The sequence below is a fragment of the Xanthomonas sp. NCPPB 2586 genome (assembly GCF_041475775.2).
GTDB classification, from domain to species: domain Bacteria; phylum Pseudomonadota; class Gammaproteobacteria; order Xanthomonadales; family Xanthomonadaceae; genus Xanthomonas; species Xanthomonas campestris.
The window spans coordinates 5,013,137-5,035,738 of record NZ_CM192981.1 but is presented as its reverse complement, the minus strand read 5'-3'; the positions used below and the strand labels follow the sequence as shown (position 1 = coordinate 5,035,738).

Annotated in this window: 14 protein-coding genes, 2 other RNA genes and 1 pseudogene; 12 read left to right on the top strand and 5 right to left on the bottom strand. The window is 64.9% G+C overall.

The features are described from left to right. The first annotated feature begins 242 nt into the window (after positions 1-242). From rpmH to mnmE, 5 genes are all read left to right on the top strand, one after another. Positions 243-383 carry a 50S ribosomal protein L34 gene (rpmH, locus tag ACCQ09_RS22040; protein WP_002805908.1) on the top strand — a complete coding sequence of 47 codons (141 nt, stop codon included), beginning with the start codon at positions 243-245 and terminating at the stop codon, positions 381-383. Between the two features lie 38 nt (positions 384-421). Then, positions 422-868 (top strand): ribonuclease P protein component, encoded by a 447-nt coding sequence (rnpA, locus tag ACCQ09_RS22035; RefSeq protein ID WP_011039302.1) that lies wholly within the window; start codon positions 422-424, stop codon positions 866-868. 15 nt (positions 869-883) lie between these two features. Continuing rightward, positions 884-2,605 (top strand): membrane protein insertase YidC, encoded by a 1,722-nt coding sequence (gene yidC, locus ACCQ09_RS22030; protein ID WP_040942183.1) that lies wholly within the window; start codon positions 884-886, stop codon positions 2,603-2,605. An 89-nt stretch (positions 2,606-2,694) separates the two neighbouring features. Beyond that, positions 2,695-5,400, top strand: a complete 2,706-nt coding sequence (locus ACCQ09_RS22025; RefSeq protein WP_029217128.1) for a polysaccharide deacetylase family protein — start codon at positions 2,695-2,697, stop codon at positions 5,398-5,400. Between the two features lie 22 nt (positions 5,401-5,422). Next, positions 5,423-6,763, top strand: a complete 1,341-nt coding sequence (mnmE, locus tag ACCQ09_RS22020) for a tRNA uridine-5-carboxymethylaminomethyl(34) synthesis GTPase MnmE (protein WP_012439739.1) — start codon at positions 5,423-5,425, stop codon at positions 6,761-6,763. A 91-nt stretch (positions 6,764-6,854) separates the two neighbouring features. On the opposite strand, the gene ACCQ09_RS22015 is transcribed toward mnmE, so the two are convergent. Both ACCQ09_RS22015 and ACCQ09_RS22010 read right to left on the bottom strand, forming a co-directional pair. After that, positions 6,855-9,845, bottom strand: coding sequence for a TonB-dependent receptor (locus ACCQ09_RS22015; protein ID WP_274498754.1), 2,991 nt, complete (start codon positions 9,843-9,845; stop codon positions 6,855-6,857). Positions 9,846-10,677: 832 nt separating this feature from the next. After that, complete coding sequence (locus ACCQ09_RS22010; protein WP_011039297.1) at positions 10,678-11,520, bottom strand: acid phosphatase; 843 nt, start codon at positions 11,518-11,520, stop codon at positions 10,678-10,680. Positions 11,521-11,715: 195 nt separating this feature from the next. Between ACCQ09_RS22010 and ACCQ09_RS22005 the strand changes: the two genes are divergently transcribed. The 4 genes and pseudogenes from ACCQ09_RS22005 to ACCQ09_RS21990 form a co-directional block, all read left to right on the top strand. Further along, positions 11,716-14,031, top strand: coding sequence for a TonB-dependent receptor (locus tag ACCQ09_RS22005; protein ID WP_016945038.1), 2,316 nt, complete (start codon positions 11,716-11,718; stop codon positions 14,029-14,031). Positions 14,032-14,205: 174 nt separating this feature from the next. After that, positions 14,206-14,280, top strand: a non-coding RNA gene (locus ACCQ09_RS22000) — sX9 sRNA. A gap of 145 nt (positions 14,281-14,425) precedes the next feature. Continuing rightward, a complete protein-coding gene (locus ACCQ09_RS21995) occupies positions 14,426-15,526 on the top strand; it encodes a glycerophosphodiester phosphodiesterase (RefSeq protein WP_029629091.1) in 1,101 nt (366 codons plus the stop codon). Between the two features lie 140 nt (positions 15,527-15,666). After that, positions 15,667-15,774, top strand: a pseudogene (locus ACCQ09_RS21990) (glycerophosphodiester phosphodiesterase); the annotation flags it as partial. 128 nt (positions 15,775-15,902) lie between these two features. Here ACCQ09_RS21990 and ACCQ09_RS21985 read toward each other — a convergent pair. Together ACCQ09_RS21985 and ACCQ09_RS21980 are read right to left on the bottom strand one after the other, a co-directional pair. Further along, a complete protein-coding gene (locus ACCQ09_RS21985; RefSeq protein ID WP_029217131.1) occupies positions 15,903-16,691 on the bottom strand; it encodes a rhomboid family intramembrane serine protease in 789 nt (262 codons plus the stop codon). Between the two features lie 641 nt (positions 16,692-17,332). Further along, a complete protein-coding gene (locus tag ACCQ09_RS21980; RefSeq protein ID WP_011039293.1) occupies positions 17,333-18,289 on the bottom strand; it encodes a TerC family protein in 957 nt (318 codons plus the stop codon). Positions 18,290-18,552: 263 nt separating this feature from the next. Between ACCQ09_RS21980 and ACCQ09_RS21975 the strand changes: the two genes are divergently transcribed. The 3 genes from ACCQ09_RS21975 to ACCQ09_RS21965 all read left to right on the top strand — a co-directional run bounded on the left by ACCQ09_RS21975 (position 18,553) and on the right by ACCQ09_RS21965 (position 20,495). Further along, positions 18,553-19,722, top strand: coding sequence for a class I SAM-dependent rRNA methyltransferase (locus tag ACCQ09_RS21975; protein WP_011039292.1), 1,170 nt, complete (start codon positions 18,553-18,555; stop codon positions 19,720-19,722). A gap of 208 nt (positions 19,723-19,930) precedes the next feature. Next, positions 19,931-20,248, top strand: a complete 318-nt coding sequence (locus ACCQ09_RS21970; RefSeq protein WP_011039291.1) for a hypothetical protein — start codon at positions 19,931-19,933, stop codon at positions 20,246-20,248. Positions 20,249-20,420: 172 nt separating this feature from the next. Beyond that, positions 20,421-20,495, top strand: a non-coding RNA gene (locus ACCQ09_RS21965) — sX9 sRNA. Between the two features lie 119 nt (positions 20,496-20,614). On the opposite strand, the gene ACCQ09_RS21960 is transcribed toward ACCQ09_RS21965, so the two are convergent. Next, entirely contained in the window at positions 20,615-22,486 is a 1,872-nt protein-coding gene (locus tag ACCQ09_RS21960; protein ID WP_040942172.1) for an Svx/AvrXca family virulence/avirulence protein, read from the bottom strand. Between the last annotated feature and the right edge of the window lie 116 nt (positions 22,487-22,602).

Sequence of the window (22,602 nt, the reverse complement as noted above, 5' to 3'; positions counted from 1 at the left end):
CAAAGTGTGATCATCTGTTGCTGGCTGCGGCGCGCAGAAAAGCGCCGTGCTCGCAGCCCGGTCATGAAAAGAGGATGGACCAGACTAGCACCCGGGGCAGGGTTTTCCCAGGGTTATTCACAGGTCCATCCACAGGCCATGCACACCGTCACTTGCGGTAAAGCCAGCAGGGAGTTGACCCGGCCCCAACAGCTCCTATAGAATTTCCGGTTCTATTCGTCTCCATCCATGCAGAGGGCCCCATGGCCACCAAGCGTACTTTCCAACCCAGCAACCTGAAGCGAGCACGCGACCATGGCTTCCGCGCACGTATGGCAACCGCCGACGGCCGCAAGATCCTGGCTCGCCGCCGCGCCAAGGGCCGCAAGCGCCTGAGCGCTTGATTGCCGCGCCGCTCCCTGCGGCCGAGGCAATCCCTTCAGTGAACGCATCGAACCCGTGCAGGCGATTTCCTCGCTCTGCGCGGGTTCGTACGCGTGCGCAATATACGGTCGTCTTCGATACCGCGCGCCGCACCTCGGACCCGTTGCTGAGCCTGCACTGGCGCAGTGGCGAGACGCCGCCGCGCCTGGGCATGGCGGTATCGCGCAAGGTCGATACGCGTGCGGTGGGACGCAACCGAATCAAGCGGGTCCTGCGCGATGCCATGCGCCACCTGCTGCCGGAGCTTGCCGGCGGTGACTACGTCATCGTGGCCCGTTCGGCGGCCGCCAAAGCGACCAATCCACAGATCCGCGACGCCTTCGTGCGTCTGCTGCGCCGTGCCGGCGCATTGCCCCTGCCTGCCGCGCCCGGCACAATGCCGCCCGCCAGGGCACCGCGCCCATCCTCCCTTTCCCCGACAGAGCCGGACCCCCGTTCCGACTGAGCGAGTTGCTGCCCGATGAACCAGACCCGTGTTTTCCTGATTTTTGCCTGGCTGATGGTCGCGGCACTGCTGTGGATGGAGTGGGGCAAGGACAAGGCGGCCGCCAATGCGCCGACGCCGATCGCCTCGCAGGCGGTCCCGGCGGCGCGCGATCCGGACGCCGCGGCCCCCGCGGCGAACGTGCCGTCGGCACAGGCAATTCCGCAAGCCGGCAGCCCTGCCGCGGTGCCGGCGACCAGCACCACCACGGCCACGCCGGCTACTACCGGTGCCGCGCCGGCAATCACCCTGACCTCGGACGTGCTGCGCCTGAAGCTGGACGGCCGCAGCGTGCTCGACGCCGAGCTGTTGCAGTTCCCGCAGACCAAGGACGGCACCGAGCCGGTCAAGTTGCTGACCGAAGACGCCGCGCATCCGTATAACGCCACCAGCGGCTGGGCCAGCGAGCGCTCGCCGGTGCCGGGCGTGGGCGGTTTCCGTGCCGAGCAGCCGGGCACCACGTTTGAGCTGGCCAAGGGCCAGAACACCCTGGTAGTGCCGTTCGTGTGGAACGGCCCCAATGGCGTGTCGATCCGCCGCATTTTCACCTTGCAGCGCGGCAGCTACGCGATCTCGATCAAGGATGAGGTGATCAACAAGAGCGATGCGGCGTGGAATGCCTATGTGTTCCGCAAGCTGAGCCGGGTGCCGACCATCCTCAGCCGCGGCATGACCAACCCGGATTCCTTCAGCTTCAACGGCGCGACCTGGTACAGCCCGCAGGAAGGGTATGAGCGCCGGGCGTTCAAGGACTACATGGACGACGGTGGCCTGAATCGCCAGATCACCGGCGGCTGGGTGGCCCTGCTGCAGCATCACTTCTTCACCGCGTGGATCCCGCAGAAGGACCAGGCCTCGCTGTACGTGTTGGCGCAGGATGGCCCGCGTGACGTGGCCGAGCTGCGTGGCCCAGCCTTCACCGTGGCACCGGGCCAGAGTGCCAGCACCGAGGCGCGCCTGTGGGTGGGCCCGAAGCTGGTCAGCCTGCTCGCCAAGGAAGACGTGAAGGGCCTGGACCGCGTGGTCGACTACAGCCGCTTCTCGATCATGGCCATCATCGGCCAGGGCCTGTTCTGGGTGCTGAGCCATCTGCACAGCTTCCTGCACAACTGGGGCTGGGCGATCATTGGCCTGGTGGTGCTGTTGCGCCTGGCGCTGTATCCGCTGTCGGCCGCGCAGTACAAGTCCGGTGCCAAGATGCGCCGCTTCCAGCCGCGCCTGGCGCAGTTGAAGGAGCGCTACGGCGACGACCGCCAGAAGTACCAGCAGGCGACGATGGAGCTGTTCAAGAAGGAAAAGATCAACCCGATGGGTGGCTGCCTGCCGCTGCTGATCCAGATGCCGATCTTCTTCGCGCTGTACTGGGTGTTGGTGGAATCGGTGGAACTGCGTCAGGCGCCGTGGCTGGGATGGATCCAGGACCTGACCGCGCGCGATCCGTACTTCATCCTGCCGGTGCTCAACATCGCCATCATGTGGGCAACGCAGAAGCTGACCCCGACCCCGGGCATGGACCCGATGCAGGCCAAGATGATGCAGTTCATGCCGCTGGTGTTCGGCGTCATGATGGCCTTCATGCCGGCCGGCCTGGTGCTGTACTGGGTGGTCAACGGTGGCCTGGGTCTGCTGATCCAGTGGTGGATGATCCGCCAGCACGGCGAGAAGCCGAGCAAGATCATCCAGGCCAACGCCAAGTAAGTGGAACAAGGCCCGCCGCAAGGCGGGCTTTGTACATGTGCCCCCGCAGTGCACCACCGCACGTGCTGACCATTGCCAAGGATGCGTTCGTGATGTCTTCGCCGCTGCACCGCCTGTTGCTGTGCGCCAGTTATGTGGGGCTGTTGCTGCTGGCTGGCTGCGGCAAACCGCAGGACGGGCGCGATGGGCAGGAGGCTGCCAAGCCGGCCGCATCCGCCACATCTGCCGCGCAAAACGATCCAGCTGCCGAAGATGCGCGCACCCTGATCGCGCAGTTGCACGAACAGCTGGACCGGCATCGCCGCATCATCGTGTTGCTGGCCGATGAGGCCGCGCAATCGCCGCGCGACCGTGCCACCTCCAGCAGCGTGGGCCAGCAGTTGTTTCATGAGAACCTGGAGCAGCGCGAGCGTATTGCTGCACGGTTCGAGACCGTGCTGGCCTCCAAGGCGTCCACCCGCTTTGCCACCCTTGCCACGGTGCTGGACGACGTCGAGTCGGCGCCCGATCTCTACGATGCCGATCGCCTGGCCTTTCGCGAAGTGCTGCGCGATTTGCACGCGCGTATTGGCCGCGATTCGGCATTGCCGGCGGTCAAACTGCACCAACGCATTGGCGAAGACCTGGAGGCGCTGGATGAAATCGAACGCACCTACAACACCGAGCTGACCCAGATCTTCAGTCGCTTCGATCGCAGCCGCGCCATCACGCCCAAGCGCGAGAAATGGGACGACTACGTGGCGCATCTGCGCACGCTGTACACGCGCGAAAAGATCCTGCGCGACCACGGCGTGGTGGAGCCGTATCCGTTCTCCGCGCGCGACAGCGAGAGCGAGATCTTCGGCCGCGACCTGCCGCCCAAGACGGTGGTGCTGACCTTCGACGATGGCCCGCACAAGGCTTACACCGAGGAGATCGTGGCCATCCTCAAACGCTACGACGTGCCCGGCGTGTTCTTCGAAGTGGGCCGCAATCTGGGCAACCTGGATGCGCAAGGCAAGCCGACCCTGGCACCGCTGGCCAAGATCAGCCACAGCCTGATGGAAGAAGGCTATGCGGTGGGCAATCACAGCCTCACCCACGCACAGCTATCCAAGACCACCGGTGCGGCCTTGCGCAGCCAGGTGCTGGATACCGACACGCTGTTGCGTGCGGTGGACGACAAGCGCGCGCCGCTGTTTCGGTTTCCGTATGGCGCACGCAATGCCGAAGGGCTGCAATTGCTCGGCGAAGCGGGCCTGAAATCGATCATGTGGAACATCGATTCAATGGACTGGGCCGACCCGGTGCCGGAATCGATCGTGCAGCGCGTGCTCGACCAGGTGAACAAGGAACAGCGCGGCATCGTGCTGTTCCACGATATCCACGACCGCGCCGTAAAAGCGTTGCCGCAGATCCTGGATCGCCTGATTGCCGATGGCTACCAGTTTGCCGGCTGGAACGGGCGCGATTTCTCGGTGGCACGCGCACCCAGCGCGACAGCGGCCGCAACGGTGACCACCGGTTATGCCAAGTCGTGGGCGATCGTGATCGGCATCGACGACTACGCGCGCTGGCCCAAGCTCGAATACGCCGCCAACGATGCGCAGGCGATTGCCAACACCTTGACCGGCCCGTTGGGGTTTCCGTCGTCGCAGGTGATCGTGCTCAAGAATGCCGAAGCCACCCGCAACAACATCCTGGCCGCGTTCCACGACCGGCTCGGCGATGGACGCGCGCAGACCAACGACCGCGTGTTCGTGTTCTTCGCCGGGCATGGCGCCACGCGCCGGCTCGCCTCCGGGCGCGACCTGGGCTACATCATCCCGGTGGATTCGGACCCGGAGCATCTGGCCAATGACGCGATCGCCATGAGCGACCTGCAGAACATCGCCGAAAGCCTGCAGGCCAAGCACGTGCTGTTCGTGATGGATGCCTGCTACAGCGGTTTGGGATTGACCCGTGGCGGCCCAAGTTCCAGCGCCTACCTGCGTGAGAACGCCCGCCGTATCGCGCGCCAGATGCTCACCGCCGGCGGCGCCGATCAACAGGTGGCCGACAGTGGCCCGAACGGGCATTCGGTGTTCACCTGGGTGGTGTTGCAGGCGCTGGCCGGCAAGGGCGATCTCAATGGCGATGGCTTGATCACCGGAACCGAGCTGGCCGCGTATGTCGCGCCGGCCGTGTCTGCGGTGTCGGCACAGACGCCGGCATTCGGCAGCCTGCCGGGATCGCAGGGCGGTGAGTTTGTGTTCCAGGTGCCGAGTGGCGAAGAATTCCTCACCGCCGATACCGCGCAGTTGTCGGCGGCCGCGATCGCGCTCAATGGCCGCGTGGATGCGGTGCGTCCGGCTGCGGTGAGTGCCGGCGTACCCGCAAACGCGGCGCCGGTGACGGTCAAGACCTTGCAGGGCGGCGAAGCCACGTTGGTGCTGCCGACCGCGGTGAAGAGCAGCGACCGTCAGCGTGCACAGTTGGCCAACGAACGGGGTCTACAGCTGTATAAGGAAAAACGCTACGCCGATGCCGCCGAGCAGTTCGCCGAAGCCCTGAAGCTGCGGCCGGACTTTGCATTGGCTGCCAACAACCTGGGGTTTGTGTACTACCGCCAGGAGCGCTATGCCGAAGCCGCACGCTGGCTGGAAAACACCTTGAAGATCGATCCCTCGCGCGCGGTGGCCTATCTCAACCTCGGCGATGCCTATGCCAAGGCAGGCGATCGCGAGAAGGCACGCAAGGCCTACACCACCTATCTCGCCCTGCAGCCGCAAGGTGCCGGTGCCGAGCAGGCACGCGCACAGTTGCAGACCCTGTGATTTCTCTTCGTTCTCTCATCGCATGAATGCTTCGCCTTCCACCATCGTTGCCATCGCCACTGCTGCCGGAACTGGCGGTATCGGTATCGTGCGGCTGTCCGGCCCGCAGTCTGTACAGATCGCCGCCGCGCTGGGCATCGCCGGACTGCAATCGCGGCATGCGCGTTACGCGCGCTTTCGTGATGCGCAGGGCGAGGTGATCGATGACGGCATCGCGGTGTGGTTCCCCGCGCCGCACAGCTTCACCGGCGAAGAGGTGGTGGAGCTGCAGGGCCACGGCAGCCCGGTGCTGCTACGGCAATTGGTGGCCCGCTGCATCGCGCTGGGTGCACGCCAGGCGCGTGCGGGTGAGTTCAGCGAGCGGGCCTTCCTCAACGGCAAACTCGACCTGGCACAGGCCGAAGCGATTGCCGACCTGATCGCCGCCGGCGATCTGCGCGCAGCGCGTGCGGCGCGCAGATCGCTCGACGGTGTGTTCTCGCGGCGCGTGGATGCGGTGAGTGAGAGCCTCACGCGGTTGCGCATCCATGTGGAAGCGGCGATCGACTTTGCCGACGAGCCCCTCGACACACTGGGCGGCGCGCAGGTGCGCGAGGAGCTCACCCGCACGCGCGCATTGCTTGCGCAGCTGTTGCGCGATGCCGAACGTGGACGCAAGTTGCGCGATGGTTTGCACGCAGTACTCATCGGCCCGCCCAACGCCGGCAAGAGTTCCTTGCTCAATGCCTTGGCCGGCAGTGATCGGGCGATCGTGACCGATGTTGCCGGTACCACGCGCGATACCTTGCATGAAGCGATCCAGCTCGATGGATTCGAACTGACCCTGGTCGATACCGCAGGCCTGCGCGAGGGCGGCGATGCAATCGAGCGCGAAGGCATGCGCCGCGCGCGCGCCGAACTGCAGCGTGCCGACCTGGCGCTGATCGTGCTGGATGCACGTGACCCGCAGGCCGCGCGCGATGCCCTCGGCGATGCCATTGATGCGGTACCGCGCCGGTTGTGGATCCACAACAAATGCGACCTGCTGGCTGTGGCTGGGCCAATGGACGCCGATGCGATCGCGGTGTCTGCGGTGACCGGGCAGGGGCTGGAGCACCTGCACACCCGCCTGCGCGAACTGGCGCTGGGCGATGGCATAGAAAGCGTGGATGGCGAATTTTCAGCGCGCACGCGGCATGTCGATGCATTGCACCGCGCCGAACAACATGCCGACGCCGCAGATCTGGAGCTGCGCTACGAGCAGCTCGAACTGGCCGCCGAAGAACTGCGCCTGGCGCATGAAGCCCTCGGCGAAATCACCGGCAAGCTCAGCGCGGACGATCTACTCGGCAAGATCTTTTCGAGTTTTTGTATCGGGAAGTAATGCGGTGGCCGCGACCTCGCTCATGCGCCACCCATGAAAAATCCGGCCTCTTGCGAGGCCGGATGCTGTGGTCACTTCATCATGCGCACGCTCAGAAGTCGTAGCGTGCCGTCAGCCGGAACGAGCGCGGTGTCTGGTAATTGCCATCGTTCAAGTAGTTCGGGCTGATCACATCACGCGAGGCCTCACTGAACTCGTTGTACTCGGTGACGCGATCGTTGTTGAACAGGTTGAAGACGTCGAGCTTGATGCGCAGCTTGTTGTCGGCCCAATTGGGGATGTAGGCCGCTGCCAGATCGAAGGTCCAGGTCCACGGTGTGCGGCCTTCGTCGCCACGTTGGCGTAGCTCGCGTGTGCCTTCAGCGTTCAAGCAATAAAAGCTCGAGCCGCTGTAACCGCTGAGGTTGCCCTGGTCAGGCTGCGGAATATCGTCCAGCGGAATATAGCCCTGGCAGTTGATCGGGCGGCCGGACTGCAGCACCAGATTTCCGCCGAACTGCCATTCGGGCGTGAGGTTGTATGCCCCGAACAGCTTGAGCGTGTGCTGACGATCGTTCGGGGTCGGCCCATAGGTGCCATCGGTGAACAGACGGTGGTCGAAGTCCTGGGTGAGGCCGGCATCTTCCTGTTCCAGCGTGGAATTGACGTAGCCCTCGACGTTGCCGCGTGTCCTGGCAAACGTATAGGAGCCCTGGAAGTTGAACTTCTCGCCGGTCCGTTCCCAGAAGAATTCCAGTGCCGTGTGGAGGCGACGGTACTCAGGTAGTCCAAGGTACGAGGCAGGCAGGGTGGCCAGTTCGACTTCGCCATCGCCGTTCAAATCGACATTGAGGGTGACATCGCTTCCTGGATTGAGGAAGTAGCAGCTCGGCACGGATCCCGGATCGAAATCGGGATAGCCATTGTCCGCGGCCCAGTCAATCCAGGGGTTGGTTGTGCAGGTGTCGTCCATGCCTGACTTCACTTCGCGGCGGATCATGCGCACACCCGCCATCCAGTTCTCGGTCAGCTGCAATTGGCCACCCAGGATCACTTCGTCCTGGTACATCGGCGACAGGTTGGTCGATGCGACAGAGGCCGGATTCGGCGCAGTGAGCGAGCCATTGGCCTGGGTCTGGCCGATCTGCGCACCTTGACCCACCGGCGTGCCATCGGCTTCGCTCCAGCCATTGACGAAGTACCAGTTGGACACGGTCGATTCGGCACCGGTGGCACGGATACTCGAGTTGGTCGCCACCGGAATGTAGTAGCGGCCGGCGGTACCGAATAGCTTCAGGCTGGCGTCGCCGAGCACATCCCAGGAGAAGCCAAGGCGCGGCGCCATCTTGTAATCGGACTCGATCCAGGCGATGCCATCACCGTTCTTGTTTTCGAACTTTTCGCCGCGCAAGCCGAGCACGGCAAGGAAGTTCTCGGTGACCTGCCAGTTGTCTTCCAGATAGAACGCGCTATTGGTGTTCTCGTAGCTGGAGCTGCTGGTCTGATACACGCGTGAGCGTGCATACAGCGCACCGCGCGGCACGAGCTGACCGTTGACCGTACGCCCCGGCTGTCCGGCAAACGCGCCGGTTGCCACAGCATTGCCCGGCACGGTGTAGTACGCCCAGTTGATGCCGCCGGCGTAGGTCTGGCCACGGTGGCTGGATTCGTATTTTTCCTGATCCACGCCAAAGCGCAGTCGGTGCTCGCCCAGCACCCATTCGCCATCCACGCGGAAGGCTTTGCGGACGTCTTCATCGGGTTCGGCATCCAGATCAGCGATGGTCGTGATCGTGCCCGGGTTGCAGCCGATATAGCGGTCAATCACGCTGGTGGTCAGGCCGAAGCTGTACGCCCATGGGCACTCTCCGCCGGCGGGATTGGCAGGTAAGCGGGAATCGATCAGGTTGCTCAAATAGCCGTATTGCGCCGACAGGGTGAAATTGTCGGTGAAGTAGCCGGTGTACTTGAGGATGCCGACCTTGCCGCCGTTTTCCATCTCGTACTGCTCGATCGGCACTTCGTGCCTGCCAACGTTGTAGCGGTTATCGCCGTTGGCGTCGGTGTCGTATTCGTAGGTGCGGTACTTGGTCTTGGCCTGGTTGTAGATGCCGGTGAATTCGACCAGGTTGCTGTCGTTGATGTACCAGTCGAGTTTGACCAGGCCCTGCGGCGTCGTGTCACTGACACGCCGGCTGGTCAGCGCGTAGAAGTTGTCTTCCGTCTCCTGGCGGCCTTCCACCATTGCAAAGAAGAACAAGCGGTCCTTGATGATCGGGCCGCTGGCGTAAGCCGAATAGATGGTGCTGTCGAACTGGTCATCACTACGGTATTGGTACAGCGGGTCCGACGCATCGGGATCGCGCTCGCGCACGTTCTTGCCTGCTGCAGCGCCCCAGTCCGGTGCCCATTCAACGCTGGCGCCGTAATGCCAGTCGTTGGAGCCGGACTTGGTCACGATGCTGACGATGCCGCCCAGCGAGCGCCCGTACTCGGCACCGTAGCCGCCGGTCTTGATCTGCAGCTGGCCGATGCCCTGGAACGGGATGTTGGCGAAGGACAGGAACGTGCGCATGTTGGTCACGTCGAAGCCGTTGATGTAGTAGCCGTTCTCGGCCACCGAGGAGCCGCCGAAAGAGGCCAGATTGCCCGCGCCCAGGCCGCTGTCGCCGCGAACGGCGCCCGGCGCCAGCAGCGCCACCGACGACACATCACTGGCCACCGGCAGCGAGACCATCTGCTCGGCCGTGAACACCGTGGTCGATTCCACCGACGACACGTCGATCGGATTGAAGGCCTGTACGCCCACGACCTCCACACGGTCCAGCGTCTTGGCATCGCTGCCGAGCAATACCTGCGAGCCGCTACCGACCTTGACGTCCACCTCGCGCGTCACCCCATCGGCGGTGATCACGTACTTGCCCGGTGGCAATTGGCTGAAAGTGAAACGCCCGTCCGCGCCCGCGGTGATCGAGCGGCTGACGCCGGTCTGCGGGCTCTGGATGGCGATCGTGCTTCCTGGCTGGCCACTACCGAAGATCGAGCCGACTGCGCTCTGCGCTTGCACCCCACCGACGACGCACATCCCCAACGCAAGACTCAAGGCACTGCGCTTGATGTTCCTGCACAACACACTACGAACCCCTGGACGCGTCATTCCTCTCTCTCCTGATGAATTCGGTCACGGACACTGCAGACGTGGGACTCGACTGCGATCGCAGTCGAGGGGAACTGCACTTCAGGGATCGCCTGAACAACCTGAACGGATGTCAGCTTCCTGAAGCTTGTCTGAAGATTAACCCAGGATTTACCGAGATGTCATCTTCCGGGAACTTTTAACGAGATCGGTGCTTTCGGGCCGGGATTCGTTCGAGCAAATGCTGTATGCGAATGAAGTATTTGCCGCTGCTGCGGAAGTGCCTAAGGGCCAGGAGTTGTGGCAAACGCCAGATGATGCATCTAGGCATGCCAGTGCGCGCTGGCCTTTCGACCTCAGCGAGGTGGTGCGACAGCTGGGCGAGTCAGTGCCGGGAGAACACGCCCGCAGGTCGACCAAGCGGGTCTCTCGCATCTCTTGCGGAAGCATCACCTGCCAAGAGGCCGCCAACTGCTGTGCTCGGCGGAGGGTGGGTGGCGGCGCCTATGCCAGGCCAACGCTCTGTGATCGCGGATGCCGCGCATGACCAGCATCTCGGCGGCTATGCGCCAAGCCAGCGGTCAACAGGTTGGTAGTGGAAACGGCACCATTGCCAGCGTTCGAGCGGGCAACGCACTGCTGCACGCATGCGCCAGATAGCCTGCCCATCGACTCAGAGCCCAGGCATCCCCATGCCTTCATGCCTGCATGCGCCAATCGACGAATGCTGCGAGCCGCAGTGTTCGGCTGCATGCCTGCGACCTGCACATCGCGCAGGCGCGCATCACTGCGATGTGGCCTACAGCACGCCCGGCAACACCGTCTGCAGGGCGGCGGCTTCTGCCGCGCATGTCGTGGAGTTCGCCGGCGTGGCCTTGGCTATCTCGCGGCGGGCGGCGGCCAGGTCGTTCTGGAACTCGGCGTTGCCATGCAGTGCCGCGACGGTGGCGGCGCCCATGATGCGGCCCTGCAGGACGTCGCTTTGCCAGTGCACGTTGCAGACCAGGCGGCTGTCGCCGAAGGCGCGGCCGCGAGCGAGCAGGGCATCGCGCCTGGCCGGTGCCAGTTCGGCCAGGATCAGGCCCCAGCTCCAGCCGATGGCGGTGTGACCGGACGGGTAGGAGCCGTTCTTGCGTAGGCTGTCGTCGTCGGCCGGGGTGCACATCGGTTGATTGTTGCGCATGAACGGGCGCGGGCGTTGGTAGCGCCCCTTGGCCGCACTGGTGCTGGTGCTGGCATCGCGCAGGCTGCGTTCGAGCAGGCGCAGCAGGTGTGGCGTCGTGGCCTGGTCGATCTGCACGCCCAATGCGCAGCTGAAGTGGCCAACCGCCGCCGGGAAGCCCAGCGCGGCGTCGCGCGTGGCCAGGTCCCAGCGTGGTGTGCCGCGTAGTTGCAGCATCGCCTTGGCCACTGCCTCGTCGTTGGCGAGCGCGGCGCTGCCATCCTGCGGCGGTGGCGGAACCAGCTGCAGGCTGTCGGGCAATTGCTCTTTCTGCAGATAACCACGTGCGTCGGTAGCAATCACCGAACCTGCGGAGGCAGGCTTCTCCCGCGCACTCGCCAGGCCGCTGCCGATCAACAATGTGGCAATTGCGGCGCCAGTCAGCGTCCGATGGAACGAGCGAGCACGGCGCTGCGGCATGGAACACTCCTCAAACGACACAACGGGAAGAACGCGCACATTACGACGCGCAGATGACAGCTGCATGCCGGCGCCACGCAGTGACGGCGCGCGCAACGCAGCGACTGTCGCCGCACTGTCATGCGGCAGTCGCATCGGCGCAAGACAGCTGTCGCACGCTTGCCGCCATCTTTTGACTCTTCCCCCACGCCGCTCATGCCCAAGACCCATCTCCTCAGTGCCGCTGTTCTTACCGCGCTCGTGCTGTCACCGGCCGTGCGCGCCGCCGATACGCCCGCCGAGGCAGGTGCCGACGCGTCTGCCGCCACGGGAACCGTGCAGCAACTCGATGCGGTGTCGGTGATCGGTCAGGGCGAAACCCGTCAGGTGCAGCGCATCACCCAGCAGGACATTCCGGTGCTGCCGCCGGGCACCAGCATCCAGAAGCTGCTCAACCGCATGCCGGGCGTCAACGTGCAGTCCAACGATGCCTTCGGCGCGAACGAGGAATCGCAGACGATCAGCCTGCGTGGCTTCAACGGCACGCGTCTGGGCTACACGCTCGATGGGTTGCCGCTGGGCGATAACGCGTACGGCAACTACAACGGCCTCAACATCAGCCGCGCGCTGATCGCCGAGAATTTCGGGGGCGTGGAGCTGGCCTCGGGTATCGGTGCGCTCGGTACTGCCTCGACCAGCAACCTCGGCGGCACCATCCAGTACTACTCGGCCGATCCGTCCAGCGTGTTTGGCGGCCAGGTGTCGCAGACGGTGGGCTCCGATGCCAACCGCCGCACCTTCCTGCGTATTGATACCGGCGACTACAACGGGTTCTCGGCGTATGTGTCCGGCATCAATGCCGAAGCCGACATGTGGGCGCGCCCCGAGTCGCCGACCACCACCCGCCAGTTCAATGCCAAGGGCGTGTACCAGTTCGACGGCGGCAAGCTGACGGCCTTCGCCGATACCTCGCGCACTTCGCAAGCCGACTATTCCTACCTGTCCAAGAGCGGCATGGCGCGTGGACTGGGCTGGGACTGGAATTTGTACGCACCGGACTGGAACCGTGCGTTGGCGGCGGCGTACTGCGCGCCGGCCACGCGCAATGCGGCGCGCTGCAGCTTCAGTGGTGGCGTGGATAACGTGGACGATGCGTATTACCAGAGCCGCGCGCTGCGCGACGACGACCTGTTCTACGTGGCCGGCGACTTCCAGCCCAACGATGCCATCAGCCTGCACACGCAGGTGTATCACCATGAAAACAAGGGCCAGGGGCATTGGTGGTCACCGGGTCAAGCGTCCAACCCGGGTACGCCGCAGGCACTGCCGATCTCGATCCGCAGCACCAACTACTGGATCAATCGCACTGGCGGTATCGCCTCACTCGGTTGGGATCTGGGCCCGCATCATCTGGAAGCCGGGCTGTGGTACGAGCGCAACCACCACGATGTGGAGCGCAATTTCTACTGGATCGATGGGCCGGTCAGCGATGACAAGTTCCTGCAGGATCCCGACCGCCGGCTGTTCTCGCAGAACTACATCATCACCACGCGGCAGTTCTACGTGCAGGGCAACTTCAAGTTTCTCGACGACCGCCTGAGCGTGGATCTGGGCATCAAGAGCCCGAGCACCGAAATGACCGCGCGCGAGACGCCGGGCATCGCAGTGGAAGCGCCGGTGGCCACCGGCTCGATCAAGGCCAGCGAGTCGGTGCTGCCGCAGATCGGGTTGGGATATCGCCTGGCCGAAGGGCAGGAAGTGTTCGCCTCGTACGCGGAAAACATCGCCGCATTCCAGGGCGGCGGCGCCGGTGGCCCATTGCTGGTGACGCAGGCCTCGTTCGATGCCAGCGTGGGCGCGCTGGAGCCGGAAAAGTCGCGCACCCTGGAAGCCGGCTACCGCTTCGTGCGTGACCGCTTCGAAGCCTCGCTGGTCGGCTACGACGTCACCTTCGACAACCGCCTGCTCTCGCTCAACCCCTGCGCCAGCATCCAGCAGGGCACCACGCCGGCCTGCACCACGCGCTTCTTCAACGTGGGGTCGGTGAGCAGCCGCGGTGGCGAACTGACGGTGATCTGGAAGCCCACCAGCTACCTGCAGTGGTACAACTCGGCCTCGATCAACCGCTCCACCTACGACGACAACTACGTGCAGAACGGGGTGACCATTGCCACTGCCGGCAAGACCACGGTGGATACGCCCAAGCGCATGCTCGCCAGCGAAATCGCCTTCAACTACGCTGGCTGGAATGTCAACCTGCGTGGCAAGTACACCGGTGAGCGCTTCTACACCTACACCAATGATCAGGGCTTTGGCGGTTACACCTCGTTCGATGCCGGCGCCGGCTATGAGTTTGGTCAGGTCAGCATGCTGCAGTCGTTGAAGCTCTCGCTCAACGTGACCAACCTCACCGACAAACGCTACGCCTCCAACCTCACCGCGTTCGCCAACAGCGATCCGAATGGCCGCCAGCTGGCATTCCACGCCAGTGCACCGCGGCAGGTGTTCTTGACGTTGGATGCCAAGTTCTGAGTTAGGGATTGGGGAATCGGGATTGGGGATTCGTAACGGCGGGTCTTGCTGCTGCTTACGGATTTCCGATGCTGATGGACGCTGTTAGTTTTAGAGTGGCTGACAAGACGTAAGAGCAGCTATCAAAACGACTGCGCAGCCGCCAGGCGGGCGCGGCCGGTGCTCGGAATTCTCATGTACCCCCGTACACTCCGGTTCCTCCGCGCCGTCCGCACCCACCTGACGACTGCTCGCTACGTTTTGTTAGCCGCTCTTAGCGCGTGGTTATCAGGCGTGTACGAACGATGCGGAGAAAGCGGGGGTGTACGTGTAGTACATGCCGCACCACCAATCGGCCGCGTTCGCCTGGCGATCATGCTTTGGTTTGATGGCTACTTTTTCGTTGGAGAAAGGCATGATGCAGTTCCACCGTGTTCTAGTCTTGGGAGCGATGATGGCCGTCATGAGCAGCCCTGCACTGGCAGAAGCGCCGCTGGCCAAGACGGTGCAGATCTTCGCGCACCGCGGTGCCAGCGCATTGCGCCCGGAACATACCTTGGCGTCCTACGCCAAGGCTATCGTCGATGGCGCTGATTTCGTCGAGCCGGATCTGGTGTCGACCAAGGATGGCGTGCTGGTAGCGCGCCATGAGAACGAGATCGGCGGCACCACCGATGTGGCCAGCCATCCGGAGTTTGCCGCGCGCAAGACGCGCAAGACCATCGATGGCCAGGCGCTGGAAGGCTGGTTCACCGAAGACTTCACCCTGGCCGAGTTGAAGACCCTGCGCGCGCGTGAGCGGTTGCCGCAATTGCGTGGCACGCAGTGGGATGGCCATTTTCAGATCGTGACGCTGGACGAGATCATCGACTTCGTTGCGGCAGAGTCGGCCGCCACCGGGCGCACGATTGGGCTGATTCCTGAGATCAAGCACCCGAGCTATTTCAGCGGCCTGGGCCTGGCGATGGAAGACAAGGTGCTGGCCACCCTGCAAGCGCACGCGTATACGCGCACGGCGCCGGTGGTGATCCAGTCGTTCGAGACCACCAACCTGCGCTATCTGCGCGGCAGGATCGGGCGGCAGAGCAACATCCGGCTGCTGCAATTGCTCAGTGGTGCGCAGATGGCGCTGCCCGATGCGGGCAAGGGCGCTGCGCCAGCCACCTATGCGCAACTGAGGACGCCTGCGGGGCTCACGCAGGTTGCCACCTACGCCGACGCGATCGGCCCGGACATCCGCGCGATCATTCCGCTGGATGCGCAGCAGCGCCTGGGTCAACCGACCAGCCTGGTGCGCGATGCGCATGCGGCGGGATTGCAGGTGCAGCCGTACACCTTTCGTCCGGAAAACTATTTTCTCGCCGCCGACAACCGCAGTGGCGGTGCGCCGACCGAACGTAACGAAGCGGGTGCGCTGGCGGAATTGAAGCGCTATCTAGACACCGGCATCGATGCGTTTTTCGCCGATGACCCGGGCCTGGCACGGCGTGCGTTGAGCGGGAAAACACCGCGGTAGACAACGCGTGCGTAGGAGCGCGCTTGCGCGCGATGGGGCGTTACCGATAACGCTTCATCGCGCGCAAGCGCGCTCCTACGTGGGGCGGGCGGCGACGTGGATTGGTCGGTGGCTTGTTTGAAGAATGGTGTTACGTGCCTGGTGCACTGGCGCAATTGAAGCGCTATCTGGACACCGGCATCGATGCGTTTTTCGCCGACGACCCGGGCCTGGCGCGGCGTGCATTGAGCGGAAAAACACCGCGGTAAGCAACGCATACGTAGGAGCGCGCTTGCGCGCGATGGGGCGTTACCGGTGACGCTTCATCGCGCGCAAGCGCGCTCCTACAAACGCGGCACAGCACTGATTACTTGGTTAGTCGCCTGCAGAACGCGCACTACGTGCCCGGCGGGCGTTCGCGTGGCGGGAAATGCAGCACCACGTTTTCCGAGCCGTCGTCCTGGCGTTGCCACAGCACCGGCACCTGACGCGGCGGCGGCGGTTCCAGCATGGCGTGCTCGGGGTTGCTGACCTCCCAGGCGGCGTCTTCGTCCTCGTCGTCCCAGCTGTAGCGCGGCTTGGCCTGTTGCGGGTCGCGAAGGCGCAGCAGCAGCGCGGCAATCAGGCCGGCCACCGCGCCGCCCAGATGCGATTGCCAGGACACGCCGGCTTCGTGCGGCAGGATGGTCATCAGCATGCCGCCGTAGAACAGGAACGCGATCATGCTGGTGGCGATCGCCGGGCGGTCGCGGCGCAGCAGGCCCAGCACGAACACCAGGAACATCAGCCCGTGGGTGACACCGCTCGCCCCCAGGTGGCGGCTGCCGGGGTCGCCCAGCAGCCATGCACCCAGGCCCGAGCCCAGCCACAGCAGCGGCAACGCCATCGCGGTGGCACGCGGATACACGCTGCCGGCGAGGGTGCCCAGGATCAGCAGTGCGGCCGCATTGGCGCCCAGATGGGCGAGTGAGCCGTGCAACAGTGGCGCGGTGAGGATGCCGATGAGCCCGTCGGCCTGCAGTGGCGCCACCGCCCACGCACGCCAGTCGAACATGCCCTGGGCGGTGAACACGGCCACCAGCAGCAGCACGGCAGCGAGGCTGAGGTTGAAGGCACGCAAGACCCGGGAGCGATCCAGGCGGTCTTGCGTGGGGGCGTCGGCGGTGGCAACAGGATGCGAGGTCATGCCTTCACGGATGGCGTCGCACGGGTTTTTTACAAGCCTATGCGGCTCGGGATAAGCAGGCCCGGCGACGGGATAATCCACTCCCGGCGCCGATCGTTGGCGCATCACCCTGGACGATCTGCGGCTTGGCTGCAGGGCCCTTGCCCGCCCATCATCGCGGGACACGCTGCAAGTACATCCTTGTAAAGCGCTTACGCGGCATCCCTGCCGCGTAAGGTCCCGCGACGGTGGGCGGGCAAGGACCAGTCGGAGCTGGTCGGTGTGCATGTTTTCAACAAAGCCACCTACAAACTGTCTGGTGTGGTGTCCTCGCCGCTTGCGGGACCGTGTGGCGGCATGGATGCCGCCACACGGTCCCCAGGGACGGGTTCACGGCGTGTCCCGCGAGCGGTGAGGGCACCGCGCCCTCGACTCACCTAGCTTCTGATTGTTGATCTGTCGCTTGGCTGCAGCGCCCTTGCCCGCCCACCGTCGCGACACGCCGCAAGTACATCCCTGTAAGCGCTGACGCGGCATCCATACCGCGTCAGGGCCCGCGATGGTGGGCGGGCAGGGACCCCTCAAGATGGTCGGTGCGCCAGAGACGAGCAGCACACGCGGCGCTGCCCTTCACGAATCCCCAATCCCCCAATCCCAGCCCCTCAGTGCCCAGCCGGCTTCGCCGGGCGCAGCAGGCTCAGCACGATGGTGGCGACCAGGATGGCGACCACCACGGCCAGCGAGACCAGCACCGGGATCTTGTAGAGATCGATGATCATCATCTTGGTGCCGATGAACACCAGGATCACCGCCAGCCCGTACGGCAGCAGGTGGAAGCGGTCGGCCATGCCGGCCAGCAGGAAGAACATCGCGCGCAGGCCCAGCACCGCGAACACGTTGGAGGTCAGCACGATGAACGGGTCGGTGGTGATCGCGAAGATCGCCGGGATGCTGTCCACCGCGAAGATCACATCGATCACCGCGATCAGGATCAACACCACGAACAGCGGGGTGAACCAGCGCTTGCCATCCTTGATCACGCTCAGCAGGTTGCCGTGGTACTGCGGGCTCAGGCGCAGGTGGCCACGCATCCAGCGCAGCACCGGGTTGGCTTCCAGGTCCGGCTCCTTGCCGGCGGAGAACCACATCTTGATGCCGGTCAGCAGCAGGAATGCGCCGAACACGTACAGCAGCCAATGGAACTTGGCCAGCAACATCGAGCCGGCGAAAATCATGATCGCGCGCAGCACGATCGCGCCGAGCACGCCGATGATCAGCACGCGCTGGCGCTGTTCCTCGGGCACGCCGAAGTAGGTCATGACCATCAGGAACACGAAGATGTTGTCGACTGCCAGGGATTTTTCCACCAGGTAGCCGGTGAGGAACTGCAGCCCGATCTGGTCGGCCTGCGCATCGCCCACGCTGCCTTGCAGGTACCACCACAGCCCGGCATTGAAGGCCAGCGCCAGCAGCACCCAGCCGATGCTCCACCAGGTGGCTTCCTTGAAGGTGACCTTGTGGGCACCGCCGTGGCGCATCAGCACCAGATCGATCATCAGCGCCGCGATCACCACGACCGCGAAGCCACCCCATAACCAGACATTGCCAATGGTTTGCATAAGAATCCCGAAAAGTGAAAACGACCTGGACAGCCGGTAGGGCTGAGGCCTTGTGACACGGAAATCGTGGATTCCGGGTGACGGACCTTCGCCTGCGCGGCGAAGGTCTCGCTCGCAACCGGCCGGGCCGGTTGCCGTTGCACCGGAGCGCCTGACAGGCAGGGCTCGTAATGACGGCGACAACGCTGGGAGCTACTCCCCTTCTGCGGCCGATTCTGCGGGCCGGGGGCGGGCGCGTCAATCCAGCCGGATACAATAGGTGAATGAATACTCCTGTCCCCGTCGTCCGACTCAAGAATGCGTGGCGCTCCAGCCACCCGTGGATCTTCCAGAAGCTGGTGGAAAAGCCCGCCGCCAAGCCCAAGCCCGGCACCATCGTCGATGTGGTCGGCGTGGACGGGGAATGGATCGGCCGCGGCTTCTACAACGGCCATTCGCGTATTGCCGTGCGCATCCTGGAAACCGACCAGTCGGTGCCGGTGGATGCGGGCTGGTTCTCGCGCAAGATCGCCGCGGCGGTGAGCCTGCGCCGCGACTGGCTGCAGCTCGATGGCGTGTCCGATGCCTGGCGCGTGGTGCATAGCGAAGGCGATGGCCTGTCCGGGCTGGTGGTGGACCGCTATGGCGACCTGGTGGTGGTGGAATTCTTCGCCGCCGGCATGTTCCGCCACCGCGAGTGGATCTACGAGGCCTTGCGCGAGCAGTTCCCGGGCTGCCGTTTCCACAGCTTTGCCGATGAGCATGTGCAAAAGCAGGAAAGCTTCGATTTCCACAGCAACACCACCACCGAAGCGTCGGTGATCACCGAGTACGGCATCAAGTTCCGTGCCGACCCGGCCGGTGCGCACAAGACCGGTTTCTTTGCCGACCAGCGCGAGAACCGCCAGTGGCTGAGCGAGCAGGTCAAGGACAAGACCGTGCTGGACCTGTGCTGCAACACCGGCGGGTTTGCGGTGTATGCGGCTGCGCGCGGCGCCACCGAGGTGCTGGGCGTGGACATCGACGAAGACGTGATCGCCATTGCCAAGGGCAACGCCAAGCTCAACAACGTGCGCCCGAAGTTCGTGCAGGCCGACATCTTTCCGTGGCTGCGCGATGCGGCCAACCGCGGCGAGAAATACGACGTGGTGATCCTGGACCCGGCCAAGATGACCCGCGACCGCGAGCAGGTGATTCCGGCGCTGAAGAAGTATCTGGACATGAACAAGCTGGCGCTGGGCGTGGTCAAGCCGGGTGGCCTGTTTGCGACCTTCTCGTGCACCGGCCTGGTGGCTGAGCAGGAGTTTCTGGACATGCTGCGGCGCGCTTCGTATTTCTCCGGGCGCACCATCCAGATCCTGAAAGTCGCCGGTGCCGGCCCGGACCATCCGTTCATGGCGCACGTGCAGGAATCGCGTTATCTCAAGGCGGTGTTCTGCCGCGTGGTCGACTGACAACGTCCTTGCTCCTTGCCGGTGCCGTGGGTATCGGCGGGGGCGATGACGCGGGCCGCAGTACGATCGAGGCGTGATGCCCGCGCCATGCCCTGGCACCATGCACGGGGCACATGGCTACACGGACCGCGCTGCACGTGCGCCCATCACCGCGCGCCTGGCAGCCAGTGGGTTGCCGCCCTCCACATCCCGCAGCAGAGGCCTGGCGATGACCACCCACGACGACGAACGCAAGGCGCTGCGCCGGTTGTTGCGGCAGATCGAGCGCCCCAACACCAGCCTGCTGGCCAGCAATTGGCCGGTGTTCGGTGTGTGGCTGCTGTTCGCCGGAGCCTTCATGTATCTGTTCAAGACCGGCGTGCAGTCGCCGCTGCATCCGCTGATCCTGGCGCTGGGTTCGACCTGCCTGGGCGTGTTTGGCGCCTGGATCGTGTTCCTGTCGGTGTGGGCACGGCAGTGGCCGCACCTGCGCGACCACATCGATGCCGACAGCGTGCGTGCACGGCTGGCCGAACTCGACGATTGAGCGGGCCGGTGCGCGCGGCGACATGAGCGCAGGCTGTTGATCGGCACGCGATGGGTGTCAGATGCGCGCGTTACTGGGCTACTCACGCGTGTCACCGCACGCGCAAACTAAGAGCCGCTATCAAAACGACTGCGCAGCCGCCAGGCGGGCGCGGCCAGTGGTCGGAATCGGCATGTACCCCCGTACACTCCGGTTCCTCCGCGCCGTCCGCACCCACCTGACGGCTGCTCGCTACGTTTTGTTAGCCGCTCTAAAGACATGCGTGCTGCGCGATCCACGGCCGTGATCGCGCCAACACCGCACGCACGGCCTCCCTGGCCAGCGCGCGCTGTCTGCGGGCAGACAACGCTCAGCGCAACAGCTTGATTACCAGCCCGCCGGCCGCGCAGTGATCTCCGGCACCGCCTGGCGCAGGTCTGCACCGAACTCGGGGTTGCGCATCGTCTCGGTGTCGGCATAGCCGTAGAACACGCCCTGGCTAGGTGTGGTGCCTTCGCGCAGCTCCAGGTCGCCGCGCACCTGGGTGGTGCCGGCCACGGTGACCGCACCGAAGGCGCCCGGGCCCATGAACACGGTCTGGGCCTGCGCGGTGTTGCCGATCACCGCGCCGGGGTGCCACACGGTCAGCCCGCCGAGCACCGCGTTGCCCTGCACGGTGCCGCCCATCACCGTGGCGTGGCCGTCGATGCGCGCATTGCCCAGCACGTTGCCGGCCAGCACGCGCGCGAACGGGCCCACATAGGCGGTGGAGGCGACATTGGCGGTGTTGGCCACCCAGCCGCCGCCGTTGGCATGCCGGCGGCCCACCGGCGTGGGCGTGGGCGCGCCGGGCTGGCTGCCGGCCGCGGCCGCGTTGCTCAGGGTCACGCTCCACGGGTAGCGATAGATTGCGTAATAGGACTGGTCCCACTTGATCTTGTGCATGGTGGTGGGCGCACCCATCACCATCAGGTACACCGCGCGGTCGCCGCTGCGCAGGGCCACGGTGACGCTGGCTTTGGCGCCGCGCTGCAGGGCGCTGTAGCGCGCGCGGCCGCTGCTGTCGATGCTGACCACGCCCCAGCGCCAGTCCGAATCCGGCGTCGGAATACTGGCCGGGTCGGTCACCAGGCCGGGCAATGCGGTGACCGCGGGCGCAGTCTGCACCTGGCCTTCGAAGCTCACGCCGATGCTGGTGGCGCCGGCAGCGGGGATCAGCTGCACCAGGTTGTAGCCCCAGCGCTGCGGTGCCCATTCGAACGGCACGCGGTAGCGGTTGGCCTGGCCGGCGACCGGGTCGAGCACGGTCATGCGCAGCGCGCGGTCGCGGTTGTCCCAGTCCTGGGTGCGTTGCGGATCGAACGCCAGGTTGCTGCCGTAGCGCGCGCGGTACAGCGCGCCCTGATCGCTGCCATCGGGGTTGGTGTAGTCCCAGTTGACGTTGCGCAGCGCCCAGTCGCCGAACACATCGTTCAACTGCGCCTGCGTCCAGCTCATGTTGGTGCGGAGTACCGAAAACGGGTCGGCGCTGCGTTGCGCCGGATCGCCCGGCTTGGGCGCCTTGGCCCACAGGTCGTTGACGATGGCGTAGCCGTAGCGGTTCTTGAGGTACTCCAGGAACTGCCAGTTGCAGTAGCGGTCGCGCGTGGAGCCCAGATACAGGTGCGGGTAGTTCACCAGCATGCTGGAGCAATGCACATCGCTGGCGTGGAATTCCGGTAGCTGGTGGGTCATCCAGTTGGCGTGCGATTCCCAGATCCAGCCGGTGTAGTCGGAGTCGCGCAGGCTTTGCGTCTGCCCCTGCAGTGCGTGCGTGAGTTCGTGTGCCAGGCCCCAGTGATCGCGCAGCCCGCCCGGTGCCATCCACATGCCCATGTTGCCGCTGCCGGTGACCCCGCCGCTCAGCCCGAAGCCCGGATCCAGGTGGATGCTGGCCTTGGTCTTGGTGGTGCTGTTGCAGGCCGGCTCGGGAAATTGCAGGCGATTGATGAAGGTGTCCCAGACCATCTCCAGGTGCTCGCCAGCCGCGCGGACGTCGGCGCTGGACACGCCGTCGCCATTCCAGCGGAACGCAAAGTGCGTGGTTTCATAACGCACCGGTGGCATGCCGGCTTCGTTGGCGCGCGCAGTCCAGGGACCGGCCGTGCAGGCCGCACTGGCGGTGGAGGCGGCACCCAGCAGCCCGGTGGCGATCAGGGCGGCGGCCAGCAGACGGCGGGCGGGCAGGCGGCGGGGCAATGCAGGCGATGCGTTGGGCATGAGGGCGCTCGGGCATGAGTGAAGGCGCGCACGCCACCGCACACACGCCGAGGCGGTGTGGCGAAGCGAGGGCGGTGGCAGGCCGTTGGAGTGGCGGCGGCGCAAGTGTGCGCAGC

What these genes read in the sequence shown, in the direction of transcription:
- rpmH (WP_002805908.1), top strand. Translation starts at nt 243, where the DNA reads ATGGCCACCAAGCGTACTTTCCAACCCAGCAACCTGAAGCGAGCACGC.
- yidC (WP_040942183.1), top strand. Translation starts at nt 884, where the DNA reads ATGAACCAGACCCGTGTTTTCCTGATTTTTGCCTGGCTGATGGTCGCG.
- mnmE (WP_012439739.1), top strand. Translation starts at nt 5,423, where the DNA reads ATGAATGCTTCGCCTTCCACCATCGTTGCCATCGCCACTGCTGCCGGA.
- ACCQ09_RS22010 (WP_011039297.1), bottom strand. Translation starts at nt 11,520, where the DNA reads ATGCCGCAGCGCCGTGCTCGCTCGTTCCATCGGACGCTGACTGGCGCC.
- ACCQ09_RS22005 (WP_016945038.1), top strand. Translation starts at nt 11,716, where the DNA reads ATGCCCAAGACCCATCTCCTCAGTGCCGCTGTTCTTACCGCGCTCGTG.
- ACCQ09_RS21995 (WP_029629091.1), top strand. Translation starts at nt 14,426, where the DNA reads ATGATGCAGTTCCACCGTGTTCTAGTCTTGGGAGCGATGATGGCCGTC.
- ACCQ09_RS21985 (WP_029217131.1), bottom strand. Translation starts at nt 16,691, where the DNA reads ATGACCTCGCATCCTGTTGCCACCGCCGACGCCCCCACGCAAGACCGC.
- ACCQ09_RS21980 (WP_011039293.1), bottom strand. Translation starts at nt 18,289, where the DNA reads ATGCAAACCATTGGCAATGTCTGGTTATGGGGTGGCTTCGCGGTCGTG.
- ACCQ09_RS21975 (WP_011039292.1), top strand. Translation starts at nt 18,553, where the DNA reads ATGAATACTCCTGTCCCCGTCGTCCGACTCAAGAATGCGTGGCGCTCC.
- ACCQ09_RS21970 (WP_011039291.1), top strand. Translation starts at nt 19,931, where the DNA reads ATGACCACCCACGACGACGAACGCAAGGCGCTGCGCCGGTTGTTGCGG.
- ACCQ09_RS21960 (WP_040942172.1), bottom strand. Translation starts at nt 22,486, where the DNA reads ATGCCCAACGCATCGCCTGCATTGCCCCGCCGCCTGCCCGCCCGCCGT.